Source organism: Rickettsiella massiliensis 20B, from assembly GCF_000257395.1.
GTDB classification, from domain to species: domain Bacteria; phylum Pseudomonadota; class Gammaproteobacteria; order Diplorickettsiales; family Diplorickettsiaceae; genus Diplorickettsia; species Diplorickettsia massiliensis.
The window spans coordinates 45,001-69,749 of the sequence record NZ_AJGC01000002.1 but is presented as its reverse complement, the minus strand read 5'-3'; the positions used below and the strand labels follow the sequence as shown (position 1 = coordinate 69,749).

26 protein-coding genes, 3 tRNA genes, 2 rRNA genes and 4 pseudogenes (1 of these 35 running past the window's edge) are annotated in these 24,749 nt (G+C 41.7%); 31 read left to right on the top strand and 4 right to left on the bottom strand.

Annotated elements, in window-relative coordinates:
- Window positions 1–62 precede the first annotated feature (62 nt).
- Window positions 63–359 (bottom strand): hypothetical protein, encoded by a 297-nt coding sequence (locus S3O_RS18115; RefSeq protein ID WP_010598164.1) that lies wholly within the window; start codon window positions 357–359, stop codon window positions 63–65.
- On the bottom strand, window positions 343–1,377 hold the full coding sequence (locus S3O_RS14030) for a DEAD/DEAH box helicase (protein WP_202798019.1): 1,035 nt from the start codon (window positions 1,375–1,377) through the stop codon (window positions 343–345). The genes S3O_RS18115 and S3O_RS14030 overlap by 17 nt, the downstream gene beginning before the upstream one ends.
- Window positions 1,378–1,685: 308 nt before the next feature.
- Between S3O_RS14030 and S3O_RS17330 the strand changes: the two genes are divergently transcribed.
- The 5 genes and pseudogenes from S3O_RS17330 (at window position 1,686) to cgtA (ending at window position 3,940) form a co-directional block, all read left to right on the top strand.
- A complete protein-coding gene (locus tag S3O_RS17330) occupies window positions 1,686–1,862 on the top strand; it encodes a hypothetical protein (protein WP_156792789.1) in 177 nt (58 codons plus the stop codon).
- Window positions 1,863–2,029: 167 nt separating this feature from the next.
- Window positions 2,030–2,105, top strand: a tRNA-Asn gene (locus tag S3O_RS0105960).
- A gap of 169 nt (window positions 2,106–2,274) precedes the next feature.
- Window positions 2,275–2,516, top strand: a pseudogene (rplU, locus tag S3O_RS14025) (50S ribosomal protein L21); the annotation flags it as partial.
- A 78-nt stretch (window positions 2,517–2,594) separates the two neighbouring features.
- Window positions 2,595–2,876, top strand: coding sequence for a 50S ribosomal protein L27 (rpmA, locus tag S3O_RS0105950; protein ID WP_010598161.1), 282 nt, complete (start codon window positions 2,595–2,597; stop codon window positions 2,874–2,876).
- A gap of 41 nt (window positions 2,877–2,917) precedes the next feature.
- On the top strand, window positions 2,918–3,940 hold the full coding sequence (gene cgtA, locus S3O_RS0105945; RefSeq protein ID WP_010598160.1) for an Obg family GTPase CgtA: 1,023 nt from the start codon (window positions 2,918–2,920) through the stop codon (window positions 3,938–3,940).
- 9 nt (window positions 3,941–3,949) lie between these two features.
- Here the strand turns inward: cgtA and S3O_RS20440 are convergent, their stop codons facing one another.
- Window positions 3,950–4,138 (bottom strand): HU family DNA-binding protein, encoded by a 189-nt coding sequence (locus S3O_RS20440; RefSeq protein WP_408005673.1) that lies wholly within the window; start codon window positions 4,136–4,138, stop codon window positions 3,950–3,952.
- Between the two features lie 121 nt (window positions 4,139–4,259).
- Between S3O_RS20440 and S3O_RS0105940 the strand changes: the two genes are divergently transcribed.
- On the top strand, window positions 4,260–4,850 hold the full coding sequence (locus S3O_RS0105940) for a CDP-alcohol phosphatidyltransferase family protein (RefSeq protein WP_010598159.1): 591 nt from the start codon (window positions 4,260–4,262) through the stop codon (window positions 4,848–4,850).
- Window positions 4,851–4,860: 10 nt separating this feature from the next.
- On the top strand, window positions 4,861–5,553 hold the full coding sequence (gene hda, locus S3O_RS0105935) for a DnaA regulatory inactivator Hda (RefSeq protein ID WP_010598158.1): 693 nt from the start codon (window positions 4,861–4,863) through the stop codon (window positions 5,551–5,553).
- Between the two features lie 3 nt (window positions 5,554–5,556).
- Here the strand turns inward: hda and wrbA are convergent.
- A pseudogene (gene wrbA / locus S3O_RS14020) lies at window positions 5,557–6,148 on the bottom strand (NAD(P)H:quinone oxidoreductase).
- Window positions 6,149–6,588: 440 nt separating this feature from the next.
- Between wrbA and S3O_RS20435 the strand changes: the two are divergent.
- From S3O_RS20435 to S3O_RS0105825, 24 genes and pseudogenes are all read left to right on the top strand, one after another.
- Window positions 6,589–6,858 (top strand): anthrax toxin-like adenylyl cyclase domain-containing protein, encoded by a 270-nt coding sequence (locus S3O_RS20435; protein WP_156792788.1) that lies wholly within the window; start codon window positions 6,589–6,591, stop codon window positions 6,856–6,858.
- Window positions 6,795–7,202 carry a hypothetical protein gene (locus S3O_RS0105925; RefSeq protein WP_010598155.1) on the top strand — a complete coding sequence of 136 codons (408 nt, stop codon included), beginning with the start codon at window positions 6,795–6,797 and terminating at the stop codon, window positions 7,200–7,202. Before S3O_RS20435 ends, S3O_RS0105925 begins: the two co-directional genes overlap by 64 nt.
- 7 nt (window positions 7,203–7,209) lie before the next feature.
- The gene (locus tag S3O_RS0105920) at window positions 7,210–8,100 is read left to right on the top strand and encodes a hypothetical protein (RefSeq protein WP_156792787.1); all 891 of its coding nucleotides are present in this window, start codon (window positions 7,210–7,212) and stop codon (window positions 8,098–8,100) included.
- Between the two features lie 378 nt (window positions 8,101–8,478).
- Entirely contained in the window at window positions 8,479–9,282 is an 804-nt protein-coding gene (gene rpsB, locus S3O_RS11705; RefSeq protein ID WP_050816851.1) for a 30S ribosomal protein S2, read from the top strand.
- On the top strand, window positions 9,279–10,145 hold the full coding sequence (gene tsf / locus S3O_RS0105910) for a translation elongation factor Ts (protein WP_010598152.1): 867 nt from the start codon (window positions 9,279–9,281) through the stop codon (window positions 10,143–10,145). Before rpsB ends, tsf begins: the two co-directional genes overlap by 4 nt.
- A 207-nt stretch (window positions 10,146–10,352) precedes the next feature.
- On the top strand, window positions 10,353–11,075 hold the full coding sequence (gene pyrH, locus S3O_RS0105905) for a UMP kinase (RefSeq protein WP_010598151.1): 723 nt from the start codon (window positions 10,353–10,355) through the stop codon (window positions 11,073–11,075).
- Between the two features lie 17 nt (window positions 11,076–11,092).
- Window positions 11,093–11,659 carry a ribosome recycling factor gene (gene frr, locus S3O_RS0105900; RefSeq protein ID WP_010598150.1) on the top strand — a complete coding sequence of 189 codons (567 nt, stop codon included), beginning with the start codon at window positions 11,093–11,095 and terminating at the stop codon, window positions 11,657–11,659.
- 22 nt (window positions 11,660–11,681) lie between these two features.
- A pseudogene (uppS, locus tag S3O_RS14015) lies at window positions 11,682–12,432 on the top strand (polyprenyl diphosphate synthase).
- Window positions 12,425–13,231 carry a phosphatidate cytidylyltransferase gene (locus tag S3O_RS0105890; RefSeq protein WP_010598148.1) on the top strand — a complete coding sequence of 269 codons (807 nt, stop codon included), beginning with the start codon at window positions 12,425–12,427 and terminating at the stop codon, window positions 13,229–13,231. The pseudogene uppS and the gene S3O_RS0105890 overlap by 8 nt, the downstream one beginning before the upstream one ends.
- Entirely contained in the window at window positions 13,228–14,439 is a 1,212-nt protein-coding gene (locus tag S3O_RS0105885; RefSeq protein WP_010598147.1) for a 1-deoxy-D-xylulose-5-phosphate reductoisomerase, read from the top strand. The genes S3O_RS0105890 and S3O_RS0105885 overlap by 4 nt, the downstream gene beginning before the upstream one ends.
- Before the next feature lie 47 nt (window positions 14,440–14,486).
- A complete protein-coding gene (bamA, locus tag S3O_RS15555; protein WP_010598146.1) occupies window positions 14,487–15,443 on the top strand; it encodes an outer membrane protein assembly factor BamA in 957 nt (318 codons plus the stop codon).
- 14 nt (window positions 15,444–15,457) lie between these two features.
- A complete protein-coding gene (locus tag S3O_RS19640) occupies window positions 15,458–16,234 on the top strand; it encodes a POTRA domain-containing protein (RefSeq protein WP_010598145.1) in 777 nt (258 codons plus the stop codon).
- A complete protein-coding gene (locus S3O_RS19635) occupies window positions 16,188–16,835 on the top strand; it encodes a BamA/TamA family outer membrane protein (RefSeq protein WP_010598144.1) in 648 nt (215 codons plus the stop codon). The genes S3O_RS19640 and S3O_RS19635 overlap by 47 nt, the downstream gene beginning before the upstream one ends.
- Window positions 16,836–16,861: 26 nt before the next feature.
- Window positions 16,862–17,092 (top strand): OmpH family outer membrane protein, encoded by a 231-nt coding sequence (locus S3O_RS0105875; protein ID WP_010598143.1) that lies wholly within the window; start codon window positions 16,862–16,864, stop codon window positions 17,090–17,092.
- Between the two features lie 273 nt (window positions 17,093–17,365).
- Window positions 17,366–18,400 carry a UDP-3-O-(3-hydroxymyristoyl)glucosamine N-acyltransferase gene (lpxD, locus tag S3O_RS0105865; protein ID WP_010598142.1) on the top strand — a complete coding sequence of 345 codons (1,035 nt, stop codon included), beginning with the start codon at window positions 17,366–17,368 and terminating at the stop codon, window positions 18,398–18,400.
- 79 nt (window positions 18,401–18,479) lie between these two features.
- Window positions 18,480–18,933, top strand: a pseudogene (gene fabZ, locus S3O_RS14005) (3-hydroxyacyl-ACP dehydratase FabZ).
- 80 nt (window positions 18,934–19,013) lie between these two features.
- The gene (gene lpxA / locus S3O_RS14000; RefSeq protein ID WP_010598138.1) at window positions 19,014–19,646 is read left to right on the top strand and encodes an acyl-ACP--UDP-N-acetylglucosamine O-acyltransferase; all 633 of its coding nucleotides are present in this window, start codon (window positions 19,014–19,016) and stop codon (window positions 19,644–19,646) included.
- Window positions 19,630–19,851, top strand: a complete 222-nt coding sequence (locus tag S3O_RS18110; protein ID WP_010598137.1) for a hypothetical protein — start codon at window positions 19,630–19,632, stop codon at window positions 19,849–19,851. Before lpxA ends, S3O_RS18110 begins: the two co-directional genes overlap by 17 nt.
- Window positions 19,820–20,824, top strand: a complete 1,005-nt coding sequence (lpxB, locus tag S3O_RS11675) for a lipid-A-disaccharide synthase (protein ID WP_083827672.1) — start codon at window positions 19,820–19,822, stop codon at window positions 20,822–20,824. Before S3O_RS18110 ends, lpxB begins: the two co-directional genes overlap by 32 nt.
- Before the next feature lie 131 nt (window positions 20,825–20,955).
- Window positions 20,956–21,552 (top strand): ribonuclease HII, encoded by a 597-nt coding sequence (gene rnhB / locus S3O_RS0105845; RefSeq protein WP_235776204.1) that lies wholly within the window; start codon window positions 20,956–20,958, stop codon window positions 21,550–21,552.
- 476 nt (window positions 21,553–22,028) lie between these two features.
- A 16S ribosomal RNA gene (locus tag S3O_RS0105840) occupies window positions 22,029–23,594 on the top strand.
- A 192-nt stretch (window positions 23,595–23,786) separates the two neighbouring features.
- Window positions 23,787–23,863 (top strand) — tRNA-Ile (locus tag S3O_RS0105835).
- Between the two features lie 15 nt (window positions 23,864–23,878).
- Window positions 23,879–23,954, top strand: a tRNA-Ala gene (locus tag S3O_RS0105830).
- Window positions 23,955–24,244: 290 nt separating this feature from the next.
- Window positions 24,245–24,749: ribosomal RNA gene (locus S3O_RS0105825) — 23S ribosomal RNA — on the top strand; it runs 2,496 nt beyond the window's last position.
- Together the 16S and 23S rRNA genes with 2 tRNA genes alongside form the textbook arrangement of a ribosomal RNA operon.

Here is a 24,749-nt window from a genome sequence, read left to right as displayed (position 1 = left end):
GTAGCGGACTGAAGCCCATTTTTAATAGTACTATTTGATGCTGAAGAGTGAGCAGTTATGAGTTAGTTGGCTTTGTCTCTGGCACGCCGTAATTTAGGTTTACCTGGACGACGATTCGTTTTTTGAGCCGAATCTTTGTGAGAAGTCCCTCGCGCAGCATAACCTGATTTTTTAGGTGTTGAGGCGCCTCCTTTATGCGCGTAACCGGCAGAGCGTTGTGGCCGTTCCACGGGCATGACGAATTCATCACGATTTCCTTTTTCCTGATAATTAAAATCCGGCAAGATACATTTTTCAATCGGTTGTTTGAGTAAACGTTCGATGGCACGGACTTGTGCTTGATCACTTTTCGTGATCAAAGTATAGGCTGCACCGTGTAGCACGCCCAGTTCGACCAATACGATGTGTATAGGCATCAGTGGTTGCTGGCATGTCAAAGTTAATTACATGGGAGACGTTTGCAACATCGATACCCCGTGCCGCAATATCTGTGGCGACTAGAATTTGGAGGACTCCACGTCGAAATTGGTCGAGTGCCATCTGTCGTCGAGATTGGGAGAGATTCCCTTGAAATGAAGTACTACGATAACCTAATCGTTCTAAATGCTCAGCTAAACGTTTAGCACGATGTTTTGTACGAGTAAAAATTAAGATAGAGTCAACCGGTGTCTCTTGTAACAAACGAATTAATAAAGCTGTTTTTAGAGATTCACTCACTGGATACAGGCGTTGTTCGACAGTCGTTGCCGGCGCTAAAGCGCCAATTTGTATCGAAACCGGATGTTTCAATATTTCATCAGCTAAAAGACGAATCGCTTTTGGCATCGTAGCGGAAAAAAGCAAACTCTGTCGTTTTTTAGGTAAGTAGCCGAGTATTTTACGGATAGCCGGTAAAAAGCCAAAATCAAACATTTGGTCGGCTTCATCTAGGACTAAAAACTGGAGATGGCTAAAATCTATATTTTGTCGGTCAATGTGATCTAATAAACGTCCTGGGCAAGCAATTGCAATATCTACGCCGCGTCGCAACATTTGAAATTGTTTCGTTAGATTGACACCACCATATAAAGTGGTGCTCCGTAAACCGGTATCGCGGCCCAAAGTGCGAATAGTTTGATGGATTTGTTCGGCTAATTCACGAGTGGGCACGATAATGAGTGCCCGCAGACGGCCTTTTTGACCGGTTAATAGCTGTTGTAGCAGCGGTAAAACGAATGCGGCGGTTTTGCCGGTCCCTGTTTGTGCTAAGCCGACGACATCTTGACCTTCCAGAATCACTGGAATGGCTTTATTTTGAATAGGGGTCGGCGCAGTATAGCCTGAGGCCTGAATACCGGATAAAATACGGGGGTCGAATCGAAAATTTTTAAAGTCCACTAAAGTTTCCTGGCTGAAAAAGCGAGCCAAGTAATATCTTTAGCTCTAAATTGATGGCGCGCATTTTAACAAGCTTATCCCTAAAATGGTAGACAATCCGTACAACTTAGCAAAATAGCGCTCTAAATGACGCTTTCTAGCCCCATGAAAATTTTATTATCTATAAAAGATAAAAAAGAAGAGCGTTTTGTAATGAAAGCGATGACATGAGGCAAAAGAATTTAACTTTATTTCCATCGCTTGAAGAGTAAGCAAGTTAAGACTATTTTTAAAGAATAACAAATGGCAAAATAAAGGAGGTTACGACGATGAAACGACCGATGTTCCTTAAACTTTTTATAGACCATCTTCCTTTTTTTGGAGTGGGTCCTGTCAATCGCAGAGCGCAATCTAAAAGAAGAAAACAAGATCGACAAATCCAGAAGGAAAAGAGAGAGAAGCTCAAACGTTATTTACAAGTTTCAGAAAGTATCCGCCGTTTTTAAAAGGGATTGTTTGGCAAATTAGAAAATTATTCCAAATACCCATCACCTAACCGTTATCAAAGAATTTTGTCTACTTGAAGCGATCGATACGTGTAAACCTTTTTTATAATACCGCTTGACCGGTTCACTTTGTATCATTATGATAGGCACCCTCAAACGCTTTAAATTCCCCGATAGCTCAGTCGGTAGAGCAAATGACTGTTAATCATTGGGTCGCAGGTTCGAGTCCTGCTCGGGGAGCCAGACACAATTCCGGTCTTTAAAAGCAGTTTCCTAGTTTTTAGTGCCGAGTCCGTTTTAACCGATGGAATAGGCAAGCCTTTATGGCAAACGTTTCGGTACTTTCCCAAACTAGGCGTTTATCGTTAAAGTTTGTTTGGGAAAATTTGAGAATTATCGGAGATTTAGAATTATGTATGCAGTCATTTCCGCCGGTGGAAAGCAGTATAAAGTCGCTCTAGGCGAGCTGATCAAGCTTGAAAAATCGAATCTGAAGTGGGTGAAACGGTTGAATTTCCGGTATTGCTTCTCTCTACCCCCGAGGCGGGCTTGAAAGTCGGTTCACCGTATGTCGCAGAGGCGAAAGTGAAAGGGTCGATTGTTGAACACGGTCGTCACGATAAAGTCAAAATTATTAAATTTCGCCGTCGTAAGCACCATTGTAAGCAAATGGGGCATCGTCAGTATTATACCGCCGTTAAGATTACAGAAATTTTATAGAGGTTATCAGCCATGGCACATAAAAAGGCAGGGGGTAGTACCCGAAATGGTCGCGATTCGCATTCTAAACGCTTAGGTGTTAAGCACTTTGGTGGTGAGTTCGTCAAAGCCGGAAATATTATTATCCGTCAGCGTGGAACACACTATCATCCTGGTGCGAATGTCGGTATAGGTAAAGATCATACACTGTATGCGTTGGTTCCTGGGGCCGTCGTTTTTGCTCGCAAAGGTGAAAAGCTGCGACAATTTGTTTCAGTTTGCCCGATAGATGAAAATTCAAAGCCAACCAGTTAAAAGTTGGTAAAATAGACACCCCGCTTTGACGGGGTTTTTTTATGAAATTCCTTGATGAAGTTGAAATTTTAGTAGCGGCAGGAAAAGGTGGTCCCGGCTGCGTAAGCTTTCGTCGAGAAAAGTTTATTCCATTAGGTGGCCCTGATGGTGGCGATGGCGGTGATGGCGGAAGCGTCTATCTTCAAGCCGTCTCTAATCTCAATACACTGATTGATTTTCACTATAATCGACAATACAAAGCACAAAATGGTGAAAATGGCCGTGGCAGTGATTGTGCCGGAAAAAAAGGGGAAGATCGAATCCTCTTTGTGCCAGTGGGAACCCAAGTTTATGATGCCGACACGCAAGAGCTGATTGGCGACTTAGTGAATGCTGAGCAAAAACTATGTGTCGCCAAGGGTGGATGGCATGGTTTGGGTAATGCGCGTTTTAAAAGTAGTACAAATCGTAGTCCCCGTCAGTTTACCCCGGGTCAACCCGGGGAAGAACGCCGACTTCGTTTATCATTAAAACTTTTAGCGGATGTTGGCTTAGTTGGATTACCCAATGCTGGAAAATCGAGCTTGATTCGTGCCGTCTCTGCCGCAACACCCAAAGTAGCGGACTATCCTTTTACAACTTTAAAGCCACAGTTAGGCGTCGTTTCCCTAGAGTATGGGCGGAGTTTTGTCATGGCGGATGTTCCCGGGTTGATTGAAGGGGCTTCTGAAGGAACTGGGCTAGGACTCCGTTTTTTAAAGCATCTTGAAAGAACACGTTTACTACTTCATGTCGTCGATATTTCTCCTTTAGATGGCAGTGATCCACTGAAGAATGTCCTTACTATTGAAGAAGAATTAAAAAAATATAGCCCCACTTTGGCCGCTAAACCGCGGTGGTTTATTTTAAATAAAATAGACACGCTGTCTGGCGATATCTCGTACCGTAATTATGAGTGCTTAAAAGAAAAACTGGTCAAACACCGACCTTGTTTTGAAATTTCGGCCTTACAGCGTGTCGGGACTCAAGCATTGTGCTATGCTCTTGGAGAATTTCTCGAGAATAGCGCAGACTCCCTTTCTTAGGGTATTTCTTTAAGTTTCGCGCTCTTTTTCAGCACATTGGAGATTCGAAGTTGGATTAAGGCGGTACTTAAGTTGTTTACCCATTTTAAAATGAATACGATATTTCTCTGGAGCTAAAAAATGTTCCCCCGTTTTCGGATTGAAGGCAGAACGCGTCGACGACCTTGGGAGAGCGCCTGCTCTAAGGCTTCTACTAATTGTTCTACGCTTTTTTTTATCGTAGAAGCAGATAATTGGAATTTTTTATGAGTTGGTTAATGAGTTCTGGTTTAAGCATCGCTATAATTAATCCTGTGATAAGTTTGATTAAGCCAAAAAAATGATCCAATTACAACTGCGTTATCTTCCTAATTTAGTTACTTGTATCCGTTTTATATTAATAGGGCCTATTCTTTGGGCTTTATTGAAAAAGTACTATCCTCTTGCTTTTTATTTATTTTTAGTGGCTGGCTTGAGTGATGGCTTAGACGGTTTTTTGGCGCGCTTTTTTGGTTGGACAAGCCAATTCGGTGCATTAATAGATCCCTTAGCCGATAAATTGCTACTCATGAGTAGTTTTATGGTATTAGCCTATTTAAAGCAAATCCCATTTTGGTTAATGATATTAGTGATTGGCCGCGACACTTGGATTATGGGGGGTGCACTGATTTATCGATACTGCGTAGGGCCCCTAAATTATAAACCCGTTTGGATTAGTAAACTGAATACTTTTCTCCAATTAGTGCTTGTTACCTTATTGTTGATAAAACTTGCTTTTTACCCCTTACCTGAGCGCCTCATCGATCGCCTCATTGAGGCCGTATTTATCACCTCTTTGTTAAGTTTTATTCAGTATACCTGGGTTTGGGCGAGACAGGCACTTTTTTATTCAAAAATATTGAAAAAAGAGCCTCCACGGAGTTTACCTTAACACGATGGTTATGCAGCTCACTCTCCCAATTCAACCGCCCGATGCAAACACCTTCGAGAATTTCTATACCAGCCCACCGAATGCGTTGCTTATTCACTATCTTAAATTATTTTCAGCAAAACAAGGTGAGCCCTACCTTTATTTGTGGGGAAATCCTGGAGCGGGTTGTACCCATTTATTACAAGCCTCTTGCCACGCTGCGCAACAGCATGGTTTTGCCGTGGCTTATTTACCTTTAACTGTTTTGCAAAAAACAAATGGCCCGGAAATTTTTGATGGCTTAGATACCCTGGATATGATTTGCTTAGATGATGTCGAAAGTATTGCCCACAGTGCGTATTGGCAAGAAGCGCTTTTTCATTTTTATAATCGACTCCAGGAACAAGGAAAATATTTATTGATTGCGGCAAAATGTTCACCACGACAACTGGAGTTTTCATTACTCGATTTAGTTTCTCGATTAAGTAGTGGAGTACTTTTTCAGTTGTATGAACTCGAAGATTCTGAACGTTATGTCGCCTTTCAAGCGCGTGCACACGCTCGCGGACTTGAATTAACCCAGGAAGTCGGACAATTTTTGTTCTTACGTTTACCTCGCCATGCTAAGGCCGTTTTTGCGGCGTTAGAACGTCTTGATAAGGAAACGTTAAGCCTGAAACGAAAATTAACCATTCCTTTAGTAAAAACTTTACTGGATTTGTAAGCGTTAGCTTAATTTCAATGCCACTTCCGCTACCCGTTGCCCCAAAGCCCAGCATAATTTTTTTCTTCCTCACTGAGTGGATTTTTTACTATCCGGTCCCGCCAGATGTGTTGGGCCATAAGGTGTGCCACCAGTAGTTGTTGTTGATAATTCCGGTTCGGAATAAGGTACGCCAATGATAAACATTCCTAAATGAAGCAAAGGTAACATCATCGTCAGCAATGTGCTTTCTTGCCCACCATGAAGGCTCGAGGTAGATGAAAAAAACCGCCGCTGGTTTTTTTTCTAAAGCACCGGATAACCAAAACTCGCTGAGAGAATCGATAAAATACTTCAGTGGCGCTGCCATATTCCCAAATCGAGTAGGGCTGCCGAGGATTAATGCAGCACAATCACGAACTTCTTGTCGGGTGATTAAAGGTGGGGTCAGTAAGGAAGTATTGTTCGTGACTACTTCACAATTCGGGGAAACTTCTGGCACGGTACGAATTTTTGACTCGATACCTTTAACCCGATCAACACCGACCTGAATGGCATTAGCCATCTTTGCCACGGCGCCATGACGACTGTAATAAAGGATTAGTACATAGGGCATAAAAAAACCAATCGATAGTTAACTCAAGTTTTCTGTTTTGACTAATTTTTTTTTAAAAAGAACAAATATATCTGCCATGCATTTTGTATTCTAAGGTCAGTGTAACAAGCCAAGGCTACTGAAGCAACTATCATAAAAACCAAGTATATATTTATGATGAACATAAACGTATTGAATCAATTTATTGCATTTTAAGTTCAAAAAAATAGCATTGACTTAAATGTTGATAAAAAAATTACGATTCATTTTCAGGCTATTACCCAAATTTTTCGACGAAAGGGCTTATTTCATCAGTTGAAATAGCATCATTTGCTAAAAGAATCATCTAATTTACAGATAAAATAATTATTTGTTATTTGTTATTTGTTATTTTTAATAAAACCTTAATATTTTTTATATAGCATAAAGTGATATGTGGTAACAATACATATATCATTTTTATGAATTTTTCTTATTTAGAATCAATATCTCCAGTTCTCCCTGCCGATCAAGGTATTCCTGATAAAGATTTATTGAGTTTGCTCGAGTATGCAAGAATAAAAGGAATCATTTTGCTTTTTAGACCTGTCGAATCGAGCGCTAAATCACTTCATAACAGGGCACAATACCCAACTAAAAATTTTAATATTAAAGGTAAAAGTGCGTCATGGGGGCCGGGGATGGGTTCCAGCGTTGTATCCTCGAAGGTTATGCAATCGCGATTCCTTTAGTTCTAAGCGCTCAACGTTTTATTGAGCTCATTAACACAAAGCATATTTTTTTCAAAGAACAAAAAGGTGAGTATCAAGTATTTCAATGTATTCATCCTCGTACGCAGGAGTTCATTTTGTTTTATGTGAAGGAACTGAAAAGCCAAACTAAAACAGAATACGCTATTTTTAATGAAGATAAATCACCTTTCCAAGTTTTAGCGCACCCTGAATTGAAAAAACCTTTTATTCCTGATTACGATTTATTAGGGGTTATTTTTCCTTGGAGTGAGTTTGGGCCAAAACATATTCGTCCTAACCCGGATGTCATTTACCCAAAATTTTTTCAAAAAATTGTCCCCTAAAGAAAAAATGAATCCACAAAACGATAGTAAAACCTTTTATGAGAGAGAAAAGCCTAACTTAGGAAACATTACCCCTGAGATAATAGAAACTCTTCAAGAAATGAATCAAGCATTAGGCCGCGGTCCTGGTTTAGAGTGTATTCATCATAGTGATGATATTGGTTCACCGGTGAGTGATCCCACTCTAAATTATCCCATAACCGTATTATTACCCGCAAAATTAAATATTAACGCTCGTGAAATTTTCTTGATTAAATCGCCCAAAGAATTGGTTGATTTAATCAGAAAAATTCAGGGAATAGGCTATCGAATTGAATTAAATCCTTTATGGGAAGAAAGTGTCCAGTTTGCAATACGTAGAAATTTTTTAAATAAAACATTTAATATTATTTGGCATTACCATAAAAATGGTGTAGATAAAAAAGATATAGAGTCTGATTTAAAAAAAATGTTTGATCTTGTCGGAGTGAAGAATTCAGTTTTCATAAATAAAGTAATATCCATTTTTTTCTTACTATATAGAAAGAATAGTAATATTAAACTAAAAGAATATTTAAGCTTTATTCAGGATTGTTTATTATTTGATTCAAAAAAGAGACTTCAATATTGCCAATTATTTGAATATTTCTTAGAAAAAAAAGAATTAACCAATGAAAGAACTTCCAGTTTATTTTATTTCCTGGCCTTTTTTAAAGGAGGTATCGATACGTTGGATGAATTGTTAGCAAGCAAAGAAAAAAATCAAGACATCATCACTGAATTTCTGAATAATGTATTTAACTTGATTGAAGGTTATAAAAGGGTATTTTACCAAAATTTAACCAAACCTTTAATCAAGTTCGTCGCCAAGACCGAGTCTGAACCTGAACAGGCAGAAAAAATCACTTTTTCGAGATGAAAACGATCATCATAGCCGCCTAGTGATTTTTTCGTCTGAGAGATTCGCTATGGATTAAGCATAAGTATCGACTTAACGGCTCTAGATTTTGAGAAGGTTATGCCTGAGTTTAGCAGCTGGTTAAGCCAGTAAAAAGGCGGCGGTTGCCGCATTACCGAGCCATAGGCTGTTTATTTCCGGTATTTTATGATATAAAGCGATTCGCTGTAAAAAGCGAATATTTCACACGCCGATCGTTAAGATACTGAGGGTGGCCCCGGTCCCACGTGCATAACGTGGTTCAAGGGTCTTCAGCTATTGAGAGGTGGAGGTTTAACCCAGCAAAAACTGCCTATTAACAATATCTTAGGCGTTTTTTGCCGTTTTTGGAGAAAAATAGTGTCTTTAGTTACTTTGAAAGAACTCTTTGAAGCCGGAATTCATTTCGGTCACCGTACCCGTTTTCGTGAGCCTAAAATGTCGCCCTATATCTATGGGGTGAGAAATGGGATCAGTATTATTGATTTAGAAATCACCCGTAAGCATCTTATCGAAGCACTGGATTATGTCGCAAAACTCGCAGCTAGACCCGGTAGTAAGATTATGTTTGTCGGCACCAAACGAGCCGCCCAAGATTTAATTAAAGCCGAAGCAATGCGTTGCGGAATGCCTTACGTGAACCATCGTTGGTTAGGAGGGCTTCTGACTAATTATCGAACCATTCGCCAATCGATAAAACGTTTAAAAGAATTAGAAACACGCAGCCAAGACGGTAGTTTTGCACAACTCACTAAAAAAGAAGCCTTAAATCTACAGCGGCAAATGGAAAAACTGGAACGAAGCTTAGGTGGTATCAAGGATATGAGTGGTTTGCCGGATGCGTTGTTTGTGATTGATCGTGGTTATGAAAATATCGCCATTGCCGAGGCGCAAAAATTAAAAATACCGGTGATCAGTATTGTGGATACCAATCACTCACCAGAAGGTATTGACTATATTATTCCTGGCAATGATGATGCGGCGCGCGCGATTGTACTTTATACAAAATTGTTTGCCGACACGATTTTAGAAGCGCGTGCCAAAGCGGCTCAGGCCATTGAGTTAGAGGCGATTGCAGAGAAAACCAATCTAGAGACTTCCGAGCAAACGGAAAAAGAGAATCAGCCTGCAATCGAAGATAAAAAAGAGGAGGTGGCTAAGTGAAACCTGTTATCACTGCGACACTTGTACAAGCCTTACGCGCCCGAACCGGCGCGGGGATGATGGATTGTAAAAAAGCGCTCTCCGAAACTAATGGTGATCTTGAGCTTGCTGTTGAGTTTCTACAAAAAGCGGGCCAAATGCAGGCCGATAAAAAAGCGAGTCGAGTGGCTGCCGAAGGTCTTATTGCGGTAACTTACAATAGCGAACGTGCGGTTTTACTCGAAGTAAACTGTGAAACCGATTTTGTGAGCCGTGACGACCACTTCAAAGTGTTCACCGAGCAATTAGCTCAATTATTATCAGCAAACTTAGTCGTGAACTCGGTAGACGATTTGCTGGCTTGTATTTTTGCTGGAGCCGATCATTCGGTTGAAGCCGAGCGTCAGCAGTTGGTCGCTAAGTTAGGTGAAAATATTCAAATTCGTCGTTTAGCGGTCATAAATGCTCATCCCGGTATTCACGTAGGCGGCTATGTGCACATGGGGCGCGTCGGCGTTATTATTGAACTGCAAGGTGGCGATCAAACGTTAGCGAAAGATTTAGCGATGCATATTGTTGCAAACGATACCCTGGCGATTTCTGTAGACGATCTTACGCCGGAGATGTTAGCAAGCAAACGCGCACTGTTTGCTGAACAACTTGAAGCAAGTGGCAAACCAGCGGCTGTGTTGGAAAAAATGGTCAATGAGCGTCTTGAGAAATTTATTGACGAATCGATATTATTACGCCAACCTTTCATGAAAGATCCTTCTATAACGGTTCAAGAGTTACTCAAACAAGCCAATGCAAAAGTACTTCGGGGGATTGAGAAGCAAGTTGAAAACTTTGCTGAAACTGTGATGGCGCAAATTAAAAGTTCATAAACCAAGCAAATTTTTTATTATTGGCTAAGTTTGCAGGATCGATTTAATTTATCTTATTGAATCGATCCGCTTCGTTGCACGAACGCTAAAAAAAATTATTCTTCTTCTAAAGAAGAAAAAGTCAAGGTAAATACGTTTGCGCTGGGCTAGCCACTCTAAACCGAAAAGGTTATTATTCATGACTTATCAATCAGGTGCTCTGCTTTTATGAATTCTGTTATGCCCAAATACAAACGTATTTTACTCAAACTCAGTGGCGAGGCACTCAATGGCAAGACCACGGATCCTATAGATTCTACCGCTTTACAGCAGATTGCTGAGGATATTGTCGCCGCCAGTCATTTAGGTATTCAGATTGGTATTGTGATAGGCGGTGGTAATTTATTTCGAGGGCGCTCTCTGGCCGAAGTCGGTTTAGACCGTATTACCGGTGATCAAATTGGTATGTTAGCCACCGTGATCAATGCGTTAATCTTAAGGGATGCTTTAGAAAAGCGGGGAAAGATCGTCCGAATTATGTCTGCCTTATCTATCGGGAAATGGGTTTCTGAGTTTGATCGTTATAAAGCCATTCGCCAACTCAATAAAGGTTATATTGTTATTTTTGCTGGAGGCACGGGGAATCCATTGGTTTCTACGGATGCAGCGGCCAGTTTACGAGGAATTGAGATAGGCGCCGAAGTATTACTTAAAGCGACACAGGTCGATGGCGTTTATTCAGCGGATCCCAAGAAAGATAAAGACGCAATCCTTTACACGCATCTCACTTATAAAGAGGTGATTGAAAAAGAGTTAGGTGTGATGGATATTGCCGCTTTTGTACAGTGTCGCGATCAAAATTTACCGATACACGTTTTTAATCTGCAAACACCCCATGCGCTACGTACCATCTTGCAAGGTGGACAAGTGGGGACTGTGGTGACAAATTAGAGGAAAGTAAAGCGAAGATGAATAATACAATCGAAACAGTAAAAGTAGCGGCTGAGCAAGCGATGGAAAAAACGATCGCAGCACTCGATGGTAATTTAGCGAAGTTACGTACCGGTCGAGCACATCCGAGTTTACTCGAGCATTTACGCGTAGTGCAGTATGATCAAGAAGTTCCGCTCAATCATGTTGCCAGTGTCACGGTCTGTGATGCGCGAACGTTAATGGTGACCCCTTGGGATAAAAGTCTTGTACAGGCGATTGAAAAAGCGATTTTAAGTGCGGATCTTGGATTAAATCCTGTCACCGCGGGTGCAACGATTCGGGTTCCCTTAGCGGCCTTGACTGAAGAGCGGCGCCGTGAAATGAATAAGCTTGTAAAAAAAGAAGCGGAAGAGGCGCGAGTGTCTATTCGTAATCATCGGCGTGATGCCAATAATGCACTCAAAGATCTCGTTAAGAAAAAGATTTTGACAGAAGATGATGAACGTCGTGGCCAAGAAATCATTCAAAAAGTAACGGATCAGGCTATTTCGAAAATAGAAAAGATCGTTGCTCAAAAAGAAAAAGAATTGATGACGATCTAATAAATTAACGTTAACATTTTTTATGTCAATTCTTGATAAGGATATAGGGTTCAAGTTGCCCAAACATATCGCTGTCATCATGGATGGGAATGGTCGTTGGGCGCAAGGACGGCATTTACCGAGAATGTTGGGAAGGCCTTAAATCGGTAAAGAGGCTGATTCAACTCTGCGCAGAGTTGAAGGAAATTGAAGTGTTAACGCTCTTTGCGTTTGGTCGTGAAAATTGGCGCAGACCGGCGCAAGAAGTGAATCATCTGATGACGCTTTTTTTAAATACCCTTAAAAGCGAAGTAGGAGAACTCAATAAAAATAATATTCAGCTGCGAGTGATTGGGTGTAAAGAGCGTTTTACTGCAGCACTTCGTGAATCCATTGAAAGCGCACAACAACTCACAAAAAATAATACCGGTCTTAAATTGGTGATTGCTGTAGATTACAGTGGTCAATGGGATATTGTCCAAGCGACCCAAAAGCTTGCGCAGCAAATTGAGCAGGGCTTACTCAAAGCGACTCAAATTACTGAAGCACTTTTTGCGCAACAACTGGCGACAGCCGATTTACCAATGCCGGATCTTTTGATAAGGACAAGTGGAGAATATCGGATTAGTAACTTTATGTTATGGCAGTTTGCGTATACAGAGTTTTATTTTTCTGCGGTATTTTGGCCGGATTTTAATAAAGAAGAATTTAAAAAAGCCTTATTTTTTTATTCACAACGTGAACGACGTTTTGGTCGAGCAACGATTGAGGACCCCATAGAAGCCCATGCTTAAGCTACGTATTTTGACCGCATTGGTTTTGATTCCCATCGTAATTTTAGGATTATTTGGATTATCGCAACCTTATTTTGGTGGAGTGACCGCTTTCATTACGTTGATTGCGGCTTGGGAATGGGCACGGTTAGGGGGATGGACGCGTCATCCAATGCGTGGCATCTATGTCGGATTACAAGCGGTTATTTTGATGGGAATAAGCTTTTTTTCTGTTTATGAACATATTGTGGTTCTTTTGGGATTACTGCTTTGGTTTTTGATTAGTGGTTATTTAGTTTGGGCGCGAACCCAAATAACCCTACCTTGGATTTCACCAAACGTGCGTTTGACGCTTGGTTTTTTCATTTTGACGAGCTGTTGGGTGGCGCTACAACAATTACAACAACAACCGATTTACTTACTTGTTTTGTTCCTTATTATTTGGTTAGCGGATAGCGCGGCTTATTTGGGAGGTCGTTTATGGGGGAAACATTATTTGGCCCCACTTTTAAGCCCTAAAAAAACATGGGAAGGACTTATTTTCAGTTTTTCAGTGACGTTTTTGATGGTTATGGCCTTTATCTATATGTTACACGGACCAAAACCGCATTTTTGGCAGGTGCTTATTTTGGTGTTACTGACGATCATTGCTTCAGTGGCTGGCGATCTTTTTGAAAGTCAATTGAAGCGTTTAGAAAAGATAAAGGACAGCGGCCAGTTATTACCCGGTCATGGGGGGCTGCTTGATCGAGTGGATAGCTTACTGTCTGCTGCACCGGTATTTGCGGGTACTTTCTGGTTACTGGGTTTATTTTTATGAAACACTTAACACTCTTAGGTGCAACGGGCTCAGTTGGCTCACAAACGCTAGAAGTGATTCGCCAACATCCCAATGCGTTTAAGGTGATTGCGCTGACCGCACACCAAAACGTAACGTTGCTGCACGCACAATGTATCGAGTTTAAGCCTGAATACGCTGTAGTGGGAACGCAAGAACAAGCCATGTGCTTGCAAACCCAACTGCGTACTGTAGGGATAATGACTCAAGTTCTTTTTGGTCCGCTTGGTTTGGAGCAGGTTGTGAGCCTCTCTAAAGTGGATACAGTGATGGCCGCAATTGTCGGTGCAGCAGGACTTTTACCTTTATTTGCAGCGATTCGAGCCAAAAAACAGATTCTGTTGGCGAATAAAGAAGCCTTGATTATGGCGGGTACGTTGGTTGTTGAGGAAGCAAAACGTGCTCATGTCGAAGTGCTGCCAGTCGATAGCGAGCATAATGCGATTTTCCAATGTATTGATAACGATAAATGGGTTCTTGGCGAAAAACCCAATGATTTATCTAAAGTCATTCTTACCGCTTCGGGTGGAGCTTTTCGGGATCGGCCCCAAGCGCAGCTTGCGCAAGTTACGCCCGAAGAAGCCTGTTGTCATCCAAACTGGTCGATGGGTAAAAAAATCAGTGTTGATTCGGCGACGTTAATGAATAAAGGTTTTGAAGTGATTGAAGCTGCGATTTTATTTGGCTTAGACGCCAAAACAAAATTGACGTTGTTTTTACATCCACAAAGTTTGGTGCATTCTTTTGTTGAATACATTGATGGAAGTGTATTGGCTCAACTGGCTCAACCAGACATGCGTATTCCCATTGCTTATGCATTAGGATGGCCAGGACGTTTAGCCAATCCAGCGCCAAAACTGAATCTCAATCAAATGGCTAAGCTTGAGTTTTCACCGATTGATTTTCAGCGTTATCCTTGTTTAAATTTGGCGTATCAAGCTTTGCGTTGTGGAGGAACCGCCGCAACGATATTAAATGCGGCCAATGAAGTGGCGGTGACGGCTTTTCTTGCTGGAAAAATTAAATTTACGGAAATTGCTTATTTTAATCAACAAGTTTTTCAAAAAATTCAGCCTCAGTCTGCCGAGAGTATACACGTTATTCTTGAAGCGGATCGTTTAGCGCGCAATATCACTCAAGCACTGATTTTAAAAAGCTATGGTCTGGTATCAGATACTGCTATGATATGAGCCCTAGAACGACTAGGACGTTATTTCTAAATAATACTTAACTCATCATGCATTTATTCAAAAATACTTTTTTTCGCTTTTTACTGACCTACGGAGCATTTCTAGCTCCTGTACAGGCTTTCCCGCTTGTAGCGGTTCAGATCCATGGTCTTCATGGAATCAGCCGAGAAACCGTTTTAAGTTATTTGCCTGTAAAAGTAGGTGAAAATTTCAATCAATCACAATCGACCCAATTAATTAATGCGTTATATGCGACGGGCTTTTTTAATAATGTACGTCTTAAACAACAAAATCACACATTGATTATTGATGTGGTGGAGCGACCGATCATTAGTCGAGTTTTATTAACGGGCAATAAAGAATTGCCGAAAGATAAACTCAATGAGTTACTTGAAAAAATCGGCCTAGCACAAGGACGTTTTTTTGATCAATCGGTTTTAGAGCAGTTTGTGACTCAATTAAGAACCCAATATGACTTAATGGGTAAATATGCCGCACGTGTTACGCCACATGTTACGCAAGAAACAAATAATCGTGTCGCGATTAGTATCAATATTTCAGAAGGGATGACTGCGCAAGTTGCAGGGATTTCAATTGTCGGTAATCATGCGTTTAGTGATAAAGCGATTCAAAAGGCTCTGCCTTTGACAACACCGAAACCTTGGTCTTTTTTAACAAACTCTGATCGTTACAATACCGAACAACTTTCAGCAACGGCTAATGCTTTACAATCTTATTATCTGGATCGGGGTTATTTAAAGTTTAAAATTAATTCAACACAGGTCACCTTAACACCAGATAAAAAGCAGGCTTACCTTATTTTTCGGATAACAGAGGGGCCGATTTATACTTTTGGAGATCACCATGTAGCGGGGCGGTTGTTGATCAGTGAGAGTAAATTGAAAAATTTATTTCTCGCTTTAAAGCCAGGTACTCCTTTTTCACGGCAGACAGTGGTGGATATCCAAGAGCACTTAAAAAGTGAATTAAGTGAGCTGAATTAAGTGAGCTCGGTTATTTGTTTGCGACGGTCAATACTGTTCCAGAAGTAAATGAGAAAGATAAAACGGTTTCCTTAACTTTTTATGTGGATCCGGGGCAACAAGTTTATGTACGTCATATTAATATACATGGAAACGTCAAGACGCAAGATGAAGTCTTCCGCCGTTTGTTACGTCAGCAAGAAGCAAGCTTAATGTCCGAAGTAGACGTTCGCGAATCGGTTCGACAAATGCAATTAAGTGGTTTGCTCCAAGGAATGCCACAAATTACACCCATTCCCGTTCCAGGTTATTCCGATCAAGTAGATTTAGATGTCCAGATTGCAGAGGCGCATGCCGCACAAGCTTTATTTAGTTTTGGTTATGGAACCAATGGTCCTGTAATCAATTTAGCACTGAATCAAACGAATGTATTTGGAACGGGTAATCAACTTGCGGTGAACTTTAATAATACCCGTGCAGCTACCATTTATAATGTGAGCTATCTGAATCCCTATTATACCCTCGATGGGATACAACGTGGGTTTGATTTCTTTTTTCAACGCGCCACCCCAAGTAATTTAAATACTACGACTTATAGTACGAATACTTATGGAGGGGATATTCGTTACGTGATTCCATTCGATGCACAAGGCGATGCATTAACGCTTCAAGGTGGATTACAAAGGCTCGAACTGAATTTGCCTGATGATAAAACGATCCCTTATCATGGTCGTTCGAGAGAAGTACAAAAATTTGTTGAAGATCATGGAACAAAATTTAATCAATTTATTGTCCGTGGGTTGGGTCCGTAATGGATTTGACCGATTAATTTTTCCAGAGAAGGGTTTAACTCAAAAGGCGAACTTACAATTGGCATTTCCTGTGGGTGGCGAACCCTTGCAATATTATCGCGCTAATTATGGTGCAATGGATTATTATCCACTGACACAGGGTTTTATTTTGCAAGGGCGTTTGAGTTTAGGTTACGGAGATGGCTTTGGTGGAACAAAAGGACTCCCTTTCTTTGCAAATTACTATGCGGGTGGTATTGGTATGGATGGCCAAGTTCGCGGTTATGAAGTGAGCTCCTTAGGGCCAAAAGACAGTCTGGGTTATCCTTTAGGTGGTAACGTGATGACGGTCGGTAGCGTTGCGTTGATCGTGCCGATGCCCGTGTCGGTAGCGGATCGAGTGCGAACCAGTTTATTTGTTGATGCGGGAAATGTTTATTCAACTCAAGGAGTGAATGGCGGAACTGCTTCGGGTCCCTTACGTTACTCGGTCGGTCTAGGCATTGATTGGCGGGTTCCAGTTTTTAATGTAACATTGAGCTTTAGTTTGGCGAAGGCGATCAATCCGCAGCCAAATGATCAAACACAATTGTTCCAGTTTAATATTGGAACAGGCTTTTAACTATGCTTACTTGTAAGGAGCGAATGATGAAAAAATTGTGGTGGTTATCCGTGACAGCGATGTTGCTGACGGTTTTCACTCTGGGGGCCCAGGCAGAAGGGTTAAAGCTAGCGATTGTGGATATGCAGGCTATTTTACAAAAAGCGCCTCAGATCGCAAAAATTAACGATGCATTGACTCGTCAATTCAAAGGTCGACAAGACAAGATTGTGCAATCTCAAAAAGAATTACAGAGCGAAAAAGAATGCTACGCTTGAAAAAAAATCATGACTCAAAGTATGGTGGTGGCTTTTCAAAAAGATCTTTCGAAGCAACAGAGTGAATCTTTACATAATTTTAGCCAGCAGCTCGATGGAGGGCGAAAAAAGGAGTAGATGTCGTAATTCAAAAAGGCAGCACGCTTTACGCTAAAAGTGATTTAGATATTACTGCAGATGTTTTAGGCGCGTTGAAATAATTTTTGTAGAATAAAAGTAAAGGTACATTTTTGATGTATTACCAATAAAATCTAGATATTAAGAGTCACCGTCGTGCCACAACAGCTAAGTTATACTTTACAAGAAATAGCAGTATTGCTGGGGGCCGAGCTTATCGGTGACTCAAATTGTTTGGTGAACGGGATCATGACCTTAGAAAAAGCGCAAGCTGGTCAGATTTCGTTTTTAGATAACGTCCATTATTTAAAACATTTATTGAAAACAAAGGCCTCGGCCGTCATCTTACGGCATGAATATCTTGACCAATGTCCGGGTAATGCACTCATCACGACAGACCCCTACCTAGCTTTTGCAAAGGTCGCAAAACTTTTCGAAAAAAAAGTCGATTATTCTCCGGGTATCCACCCCACTGTAATTCTTGGTAAGAATACTAAAATTCATCCTAGCGTACATATTGCGCCTTACTGTGTTTTAGGTGATGAAGTTTGTATAGAAGAAAATGTCATAATTGATGCGGGCTGTTATTTAGGTAATGCCGTGCACATTGGCGCGCAGAGTCGTTTATTTGCGCGCGTCGTTCTTTATTCCGATACGGTGGTGGGACAACGGACATGGATACATAGTGGTAGTGTCTTGGGGAGTGATGGTTTTGGTTTGGCAAAGGATAAGAACGGTTGGCTTAAAATTCCGCAGCTGGGCCGATTAAAAATAGGGAATGATGTTGAAATTGGTGCTAATGTGACGATTGATCGTGGTGCGTTGGCCGATACTCTCATCGCAGATGGTGTGAAGCTGGATAATCAAATTCAAATTGGTCACAATGTTGCGATTGGTGAAAATACCGCAATTGCTGGCTGTACGGGTATTGCCGGCAGTACCCGTATTGGCAAAAATTGCCTAATAGGAGGTGGGGTATGTATTAATGGACACATTGAAATCTGTGATAATGTTATGATAGCGGGTATGTCGAGTGTGGTACATTCTATTATCCATCCGGGTGTTTATTCCTCAACGCATTCTGTTCAACCGCGTCAAGAATGGATGAAAAATCAGGCGCGTTTTCGTCAATTAGATGCTTTGTTTAGGCGGTTTAAAAAAATTGAAAAGAATTTGCAACAAGATATATAAAAAGGCGTAATGGTATTATGCGTTGGTGTGATTCACATGATTTTTTTTCTTAGCCCAATTATATAATTAGGTAAAATATATGAGCCATGTCATGGATATTCAAGAAATATTAAAATACTTACCTCAACGTTATCCAATTTTAATGATTGATAAAGTGGTTGATTTGATTGAACGTCAATCGATTACGGCGATTAAAAATGTAACGGTCAATGAACCTTACTTTTTAGGCCATTTCCCAGGTAAACCGATCATGCCTGGCGTATTAATCCTCGAAGCGATGGCGCAAGCGACCGGTATTCTTGCTTTATATTCGAATAAAGAACGAAATAAAGAAGGTTTTCTTTATTTGTTTTGCTGGTGTAGATAACGCGCGTTTTAAGCGACCCGTGGTTCCAGGCGATCAATTATATATTGAAGCGCAGGTGTTACGTGTCAAAGGTGATATCTGGAAGTGTAAAGTTACATCAAAAGTAGAGAATGAATTGGTTTGTGAAGCAGAGCTTATGGGCGCAGGGAGAAAAACGGAAACATGATTGATGAACATGCAATAGTTGATCCTGAGGCTAAATTAGCAAACGATGTGCAAGTGGGTTGATAGGTCCGCAAGTGGAAATTGATTCAGGTACGCAAAAATAAAATTTATTCTTTTGCGTCTTTAGGTGATGATCCGCAAGATAAAAAATACCAAGGTGAAAAAACGTATTTAGAAATTGGTGATCACAATGTAATTCGCGAATATTGCACGGTTAATCGAGGAACTTTACAGGATAAAGGGGTTACGAAAATAGGTCATTCTAATTTATTGATGGTAGGCGCACATGTTGCTCACGATTGTGCGATAGGTGATCACACTGTACTCGTCAATAATGCTAGTTTAGCGGGCCATGTAACCGTTGGAGATTATGCGATTTTAGGTGCTTATAGTGCAGTGCATCAATATTGCCACATTGGAGCACATAGTTTTATCACGGCAGCGACGATGATTCGGCAAGATGTGCTTCCTTACATTCTGGTTGAAGGGGGGCACGATGCAAAAGTCTGTGGATTAAATAAGGAAGGTTTAAAACGAAATGGTTTTAGTGAAGAGGTGCTTACGTTTTTGCGGCAAGCTTATAAGTTAATTTTTCGAAAAAACTTAACAATTCAACAAGCCACACAAGAGCTTCAGCTGTTACAACAAAAATGTCCGCAGATTGCGCCAATTTTATCTGCATTAGAACAATCACGTCGTGGAATCATTCGCTAATTTAAATGAACCGTTGCGTATAGGGCTGGTTGTGGGCGAGCCTTCCGGCGACTTGTTAGCGGCAAATTTACTCAATGTGCTGCACAAAAGAGGTATTCATTTTACAGTTGAGGGTATTTTAGGTCCTCGCACACAAAAAAGTCAGTGGAGTGAATGGACGGAGCTTGTTTCCGATGGAAACACTCTCGGTAATGGGGATTGGTGAGATTTTAGCTCGTCTTCCGCAATTAATTTGTCTACGGCGCCGATTGTTACAGCATTTTTTGGCGCATCCTCCTCATCTTTTTTTAGGGGTCGATGCCCCCGAGTTTAACTTAGGTTTGGAAGAAAAATTAAAAAAGCACGGTATTTTGACGGCACATTATGTCAGTCCCAGTGTTTGGGCTTGGCGGCAGGGTCGATTAAAAAAAATAGCCCGTGCGGTCGATTTAATGCTGACTTTATTCCCATTTGAGGAGCAGTTTTATAAAAAACACCAAATTCCCGTTGTTTATGTAGGTCATACTCTGGCCGATGAAATTCCTTTAGAGTTGAATCAAAACGCCGCGCGCGAGGAGTTAGCACTCCCTGTAGACAACATAAGGCTTATCGCTTTACTCCCCGGTAGTCGTACCAATGAGTTGAACTATCTTGCTTCCACTTTTATTGAAACGGCCTATCGTTGTTACCAAAAAAATACGGATTTTCTTTTTGTTGCCGCGTTGGTGAATGAGGAACATGCCCAACAGTTTAGACAAATATATGCTGAGATGGGTGCAACGGTTCCAATAACTATCACGGTAGGGAAGGCGCAGCAAACAATGGTAGCGGCAGATATTGTGCTTTGTGCATCCGGCACGGCGACCTTAGAAGCCTTACTTCTGAAAAAACCGATGGTGGTGGCTTATCGTATGAGTCCGCTTTCGTATTTTATCGTTAGACGACTTGTTCAAACACCTTACATTGCTTTACCGAACTTACTGATGAATAAGCAATATGTGGCTGAGTATATTCAGTCGCAGGCGACACCTAAAAATCTGGCGACTACTTTACTGAACACGTTAAATGATTTGTCCAGAATAGCGCAAATCAAAAAAGATTTTCATATACTCCATCAACAATTACGTTGTCATGCCAGTGAAAAAGCGGTAGAGGCGTTACTGGGTTTGCTTGCACAAAAAAAGAATAAGCGTGTTTAATGTTTATTAGTTAAAAAGTTTAGCCTAGTGTCTTTTTGCGAAAAGAATTAACTTATAAAAAGAATCCTCTGGGTAAAAAAATAATTTTTTATAATGAGTACAACTCATCATTGGATTCAGGGAGAAATCATTTGCAACAAAAAATTATTCAGGAGCGATATCTCGCGGGCGTGGATGAAGCCGGGCGTGGTCCTTTAGCGGGCCCAGTGATTGCTTCAGCGGTTATTCTTGATCCGGATCAGCCGATTACGGGTTTGGCTGACTCGAAACTATTAACGGCTCAAAAACGTCAACGATTGGCGCAAGAAATTAAACAAAAAGCACAAGCTTGGTCTTTAGGTCGCGCTGAAGTCAATGAAATCGATCAAATCAATATATTTCAAGCGACTTTATTGGCGATGCAACGCGCAGTATCTGCTTTGCCTATACTGCCTACGTACGTTTTAATTGATGGGAAATATTGTCCTACGTTGCAATATCCTTGCCAAGCGATTATCCAAGGGGATAAGACCATACCAGCCATTAGCGCGGCTTCTATTTTAGCCAAAGTATATCGTGATTTAGAAATGATTGAACTTGATAAACAGTACCCAGGTTATGGTTTTGCACAACACAAGGGCTATGGTACGGTACAACACATTCAGGCTCTGAAAAAACTTGGGCCTATTTCTATACATCGTCGTTCTTTTTCTCCTGTTGCACAACAACTGAGTTTGCTTGAAAAATAAAGTAAAACTAAAAATATTAATTTAGTAATACTTTATTTTTCAAATGATGCGAGGGCGTTTACTTAGATGACTTGTTAGGAAGCGTTTGTTTATTTGAGTGAAGAAGAAAAAGAACAATATAGCTAGATTTTTGAACTGAAATTCGTTAGAATGATTAGAGTTTGATAGACATGAAGTCAGCACTATTAAGAAATAAAAAAATAAAAATGTTTCTTGACAGAGTTAAAAAAGTGCGTAGAATGCACGGTCCTTGGGTGTTACATCTGAGGCGCTGAAGAGGAAGAGGATTTTAAAAAAGTCCTGAGAATTTAGGCGAAAAAGTTCATTAACAAGAAAAGACAGTAAGCAAAGTGTGTGGGCGCTTGGCAAGCGTATTCACGAGGGCTGTTAGGCAACTAAGAGTTATACGTGGATACGGAACCGAGCGCTTGAATTGTGAGAAGTCATAATTTAAGTGAGCGGGATTAAATGAAAAAAAAGTGAAGAGTTTGATCCTGGCTCAGATTGAACGCTGGCGGCATGCCTAACACATGCAAGTCGAACGGCAGCACAGTAAAGGTTTCGGCCTTTATGGGTGGCGAGTGGCGGACGGGTGAGTAATAGGTAGGAATCTGTCCTAGTGACCGGGACAACCCGAGGAAACTCGGGCTAATACCGGGCGATATCGAAAGATCAAAGCAGGGGACTTTACGAAAGTAAGGCCTTGCGCACTGGGGTGAGCCTACGTCGGATTAGCTAGTTGGTGGGGTAAAGGCCTACCAAGGCAACGATCCGTAGCTGGTCTGAGAGGATGATCAGCCACATTGGGACTGAGACACGGCCCAAACTCCTACGGGAGGCAGCAGTGGGGAATATTGGACAATGGGGGCAACCCTGATCCAGCAATGCCGCGTGTGTGAAGAAGGCCTTCGGGTTGTAAAGCACTTTAGGTGGGGAAGAAAAGTAACGGGTGAATAATCTGTTATTTTGACGGTACCCGCAGAATAAGCACCGGCTAACTCTGTGCCAGCAGCCGCGGTAATACAGAGGGTGCGAGCGTTAATCAGAATGACTGGGCGTAAAGGGCGTGTAGGTGGTTGACTAGGTTTGATGTGAAATCCCCGGGCTTAACCTGGGAATGGCGTCGAAAACGGGTCGACTCGAGTGAGACAGAGGGTTGTGGAATTTCCGGTGTAGCGGTGAAATGCGTAGATATCGGAAAGAACATCAGTGGCGAAGGCGACAACCTGGGTCTTAACTGACACTGAGGCGCGAAGGCGTGGGGAGCAAACAGGATTAGATACCCTGGTAGTCCACGCGGTAAACGATGAGAACTAGCTGTGAGGTGTGGGGCATTGCTCTGCGCGACGTAGCGAAGCTAACGCGTTAAGTTCTCCGCCTGGGGAGTACGGCCGCAAGGTTAAAACTCAAAGGAATTGACGGGGGCCCGCACAAGCGGTGGAGCATGTGGTTTAATTCGATGCAACCCGAAGAACCTTACCTACCCTTGACATCCTTGGAAGGGCGCAGAGATGTGCCTGTGCCGAAAGGAACCAAGAGACAGGTGCTGCATGGCTGTCGTCAGCTCGTGTCGTGAGATGTTGGGTTAAGTCCCGTAACGAGCGCAACCCTTATCCTTTGTTGCCACCAGGTCAAGCTGGGAACTTAAAGGAGACTGCCGGTGATAAACCGGAGGAAGGTGGGGACGACGTCAAGTCATCATGGCCTTTATGGGTAGGGCTACACACGTGCTACAATGGGGCGTACAATAGGAAGCCAACCCGCGAGGGGGAGCCAATCCTTAAAACGTCTCGCAGTCCGGATTGGAGTCTGCAACTCGACTCCATGAAGTTGGAATCGCTAGTAATCGCAGATCAGCAAGCTGCGGTGAATACGTTCTCGGGCCTTGTACACACCGCCCGTCACACCATGGGAGTGGGTTTTACCAGAAGGCGGTAGATTAACCTCGTAAGAGGAGGTCGCCGACCACGGTAAGATTCATGACTGGGGTGAAGTCGTAACAAGGTAGCCGTAGGGGAACCTGCGGCTGGATCACCTCCTTATCAATGATAAGAAATTAAGAAACCCTAATGCCTTAAGCGCCCACACACATTGCTTACTTGAGTTTTGTTTTGTAGAAGACAAAACGAAGTAAAATAAAAAAAATGACCGATTGAGAAAACACTTTAAGCCAATTAAAGTTGGTGTGTTTTTTTGCGCTGAAAAAAAGCGTAAAACAATCAAGAAAAGTTTAAGGGTCTGTAGCTCAGTTGGTTAGAGCACACGCTTGATAAGCGTGGGGTCGGTGGTTCAAGTCCACCCAGACCCACCACGAGTGAGGTAACAAGGGGCCATAGCTCAGCTGGGAGAGCGCCTGCTTTGCACGCAGGAGGTCGTCGGTTCGATCCCGACTGGCTCCACCAAAATGTTACAGACCCGTGAAAGAATAGGATTAGTGTTTTTGGCATTAATTTTTAAGTTCATTAACAAATTAAAATCTGTAAGAAGGCGCGAAAATAGTAAGAAGTAAAATTTTTATTATTTTCCAAAAAAATGAAATTGTGAATAACAATTTCGGGTATGTTGCATTCAGCGAAAAACCAGAAAATGAGATTCAATTCGGATGCTTGCAAGCATCGGCGACGAATCAAAAGAAATTATGCTTTAAAAGAGTGTAAAAGAAGTTGATTAAGAGTAACGAGTTGGGTTCTCAAATCAAGTAAATAAGCGCAGAAGGTGGATGCCTTGGCAGTTAAAGGCGACGAAAGACGTGGAAGCCTGCGAAAAGCTTCGGGGAGTTGGCAAACAAACATTGATCCGGAGATATCTGAATGGGGAAACCCGACCTATATTTTATAGGTCATTGTTTACTGAATACATAGGTAAACAAAGCGAACCGAGGGAACTGAAACATCTAAGTACCTCGAGGAAAAGAAATCAAATGAGATTCTGCAAGTAGCGGCGAGCGAACGCGGAAGAGCCTTCACGAGATAGTTAATCTGTTAGCCAAATAGTCTGGAAAGACAAGCCATAGAGGGTGATAGCCCCGTCGGCGAAAGCAGATTAATGAGACTAAGCGTGAAAACAAGTAGGGCGGGGCACGAGAAATCCTGTCTGAAGATGGGGGGACCATCCTCCAAGGCTAAATACTCTTAACTGACCGATAGTGAACCAGTACCGTGAGGGAAAGGCGAAAAGAACCCCGGTGAGGGGAGTGA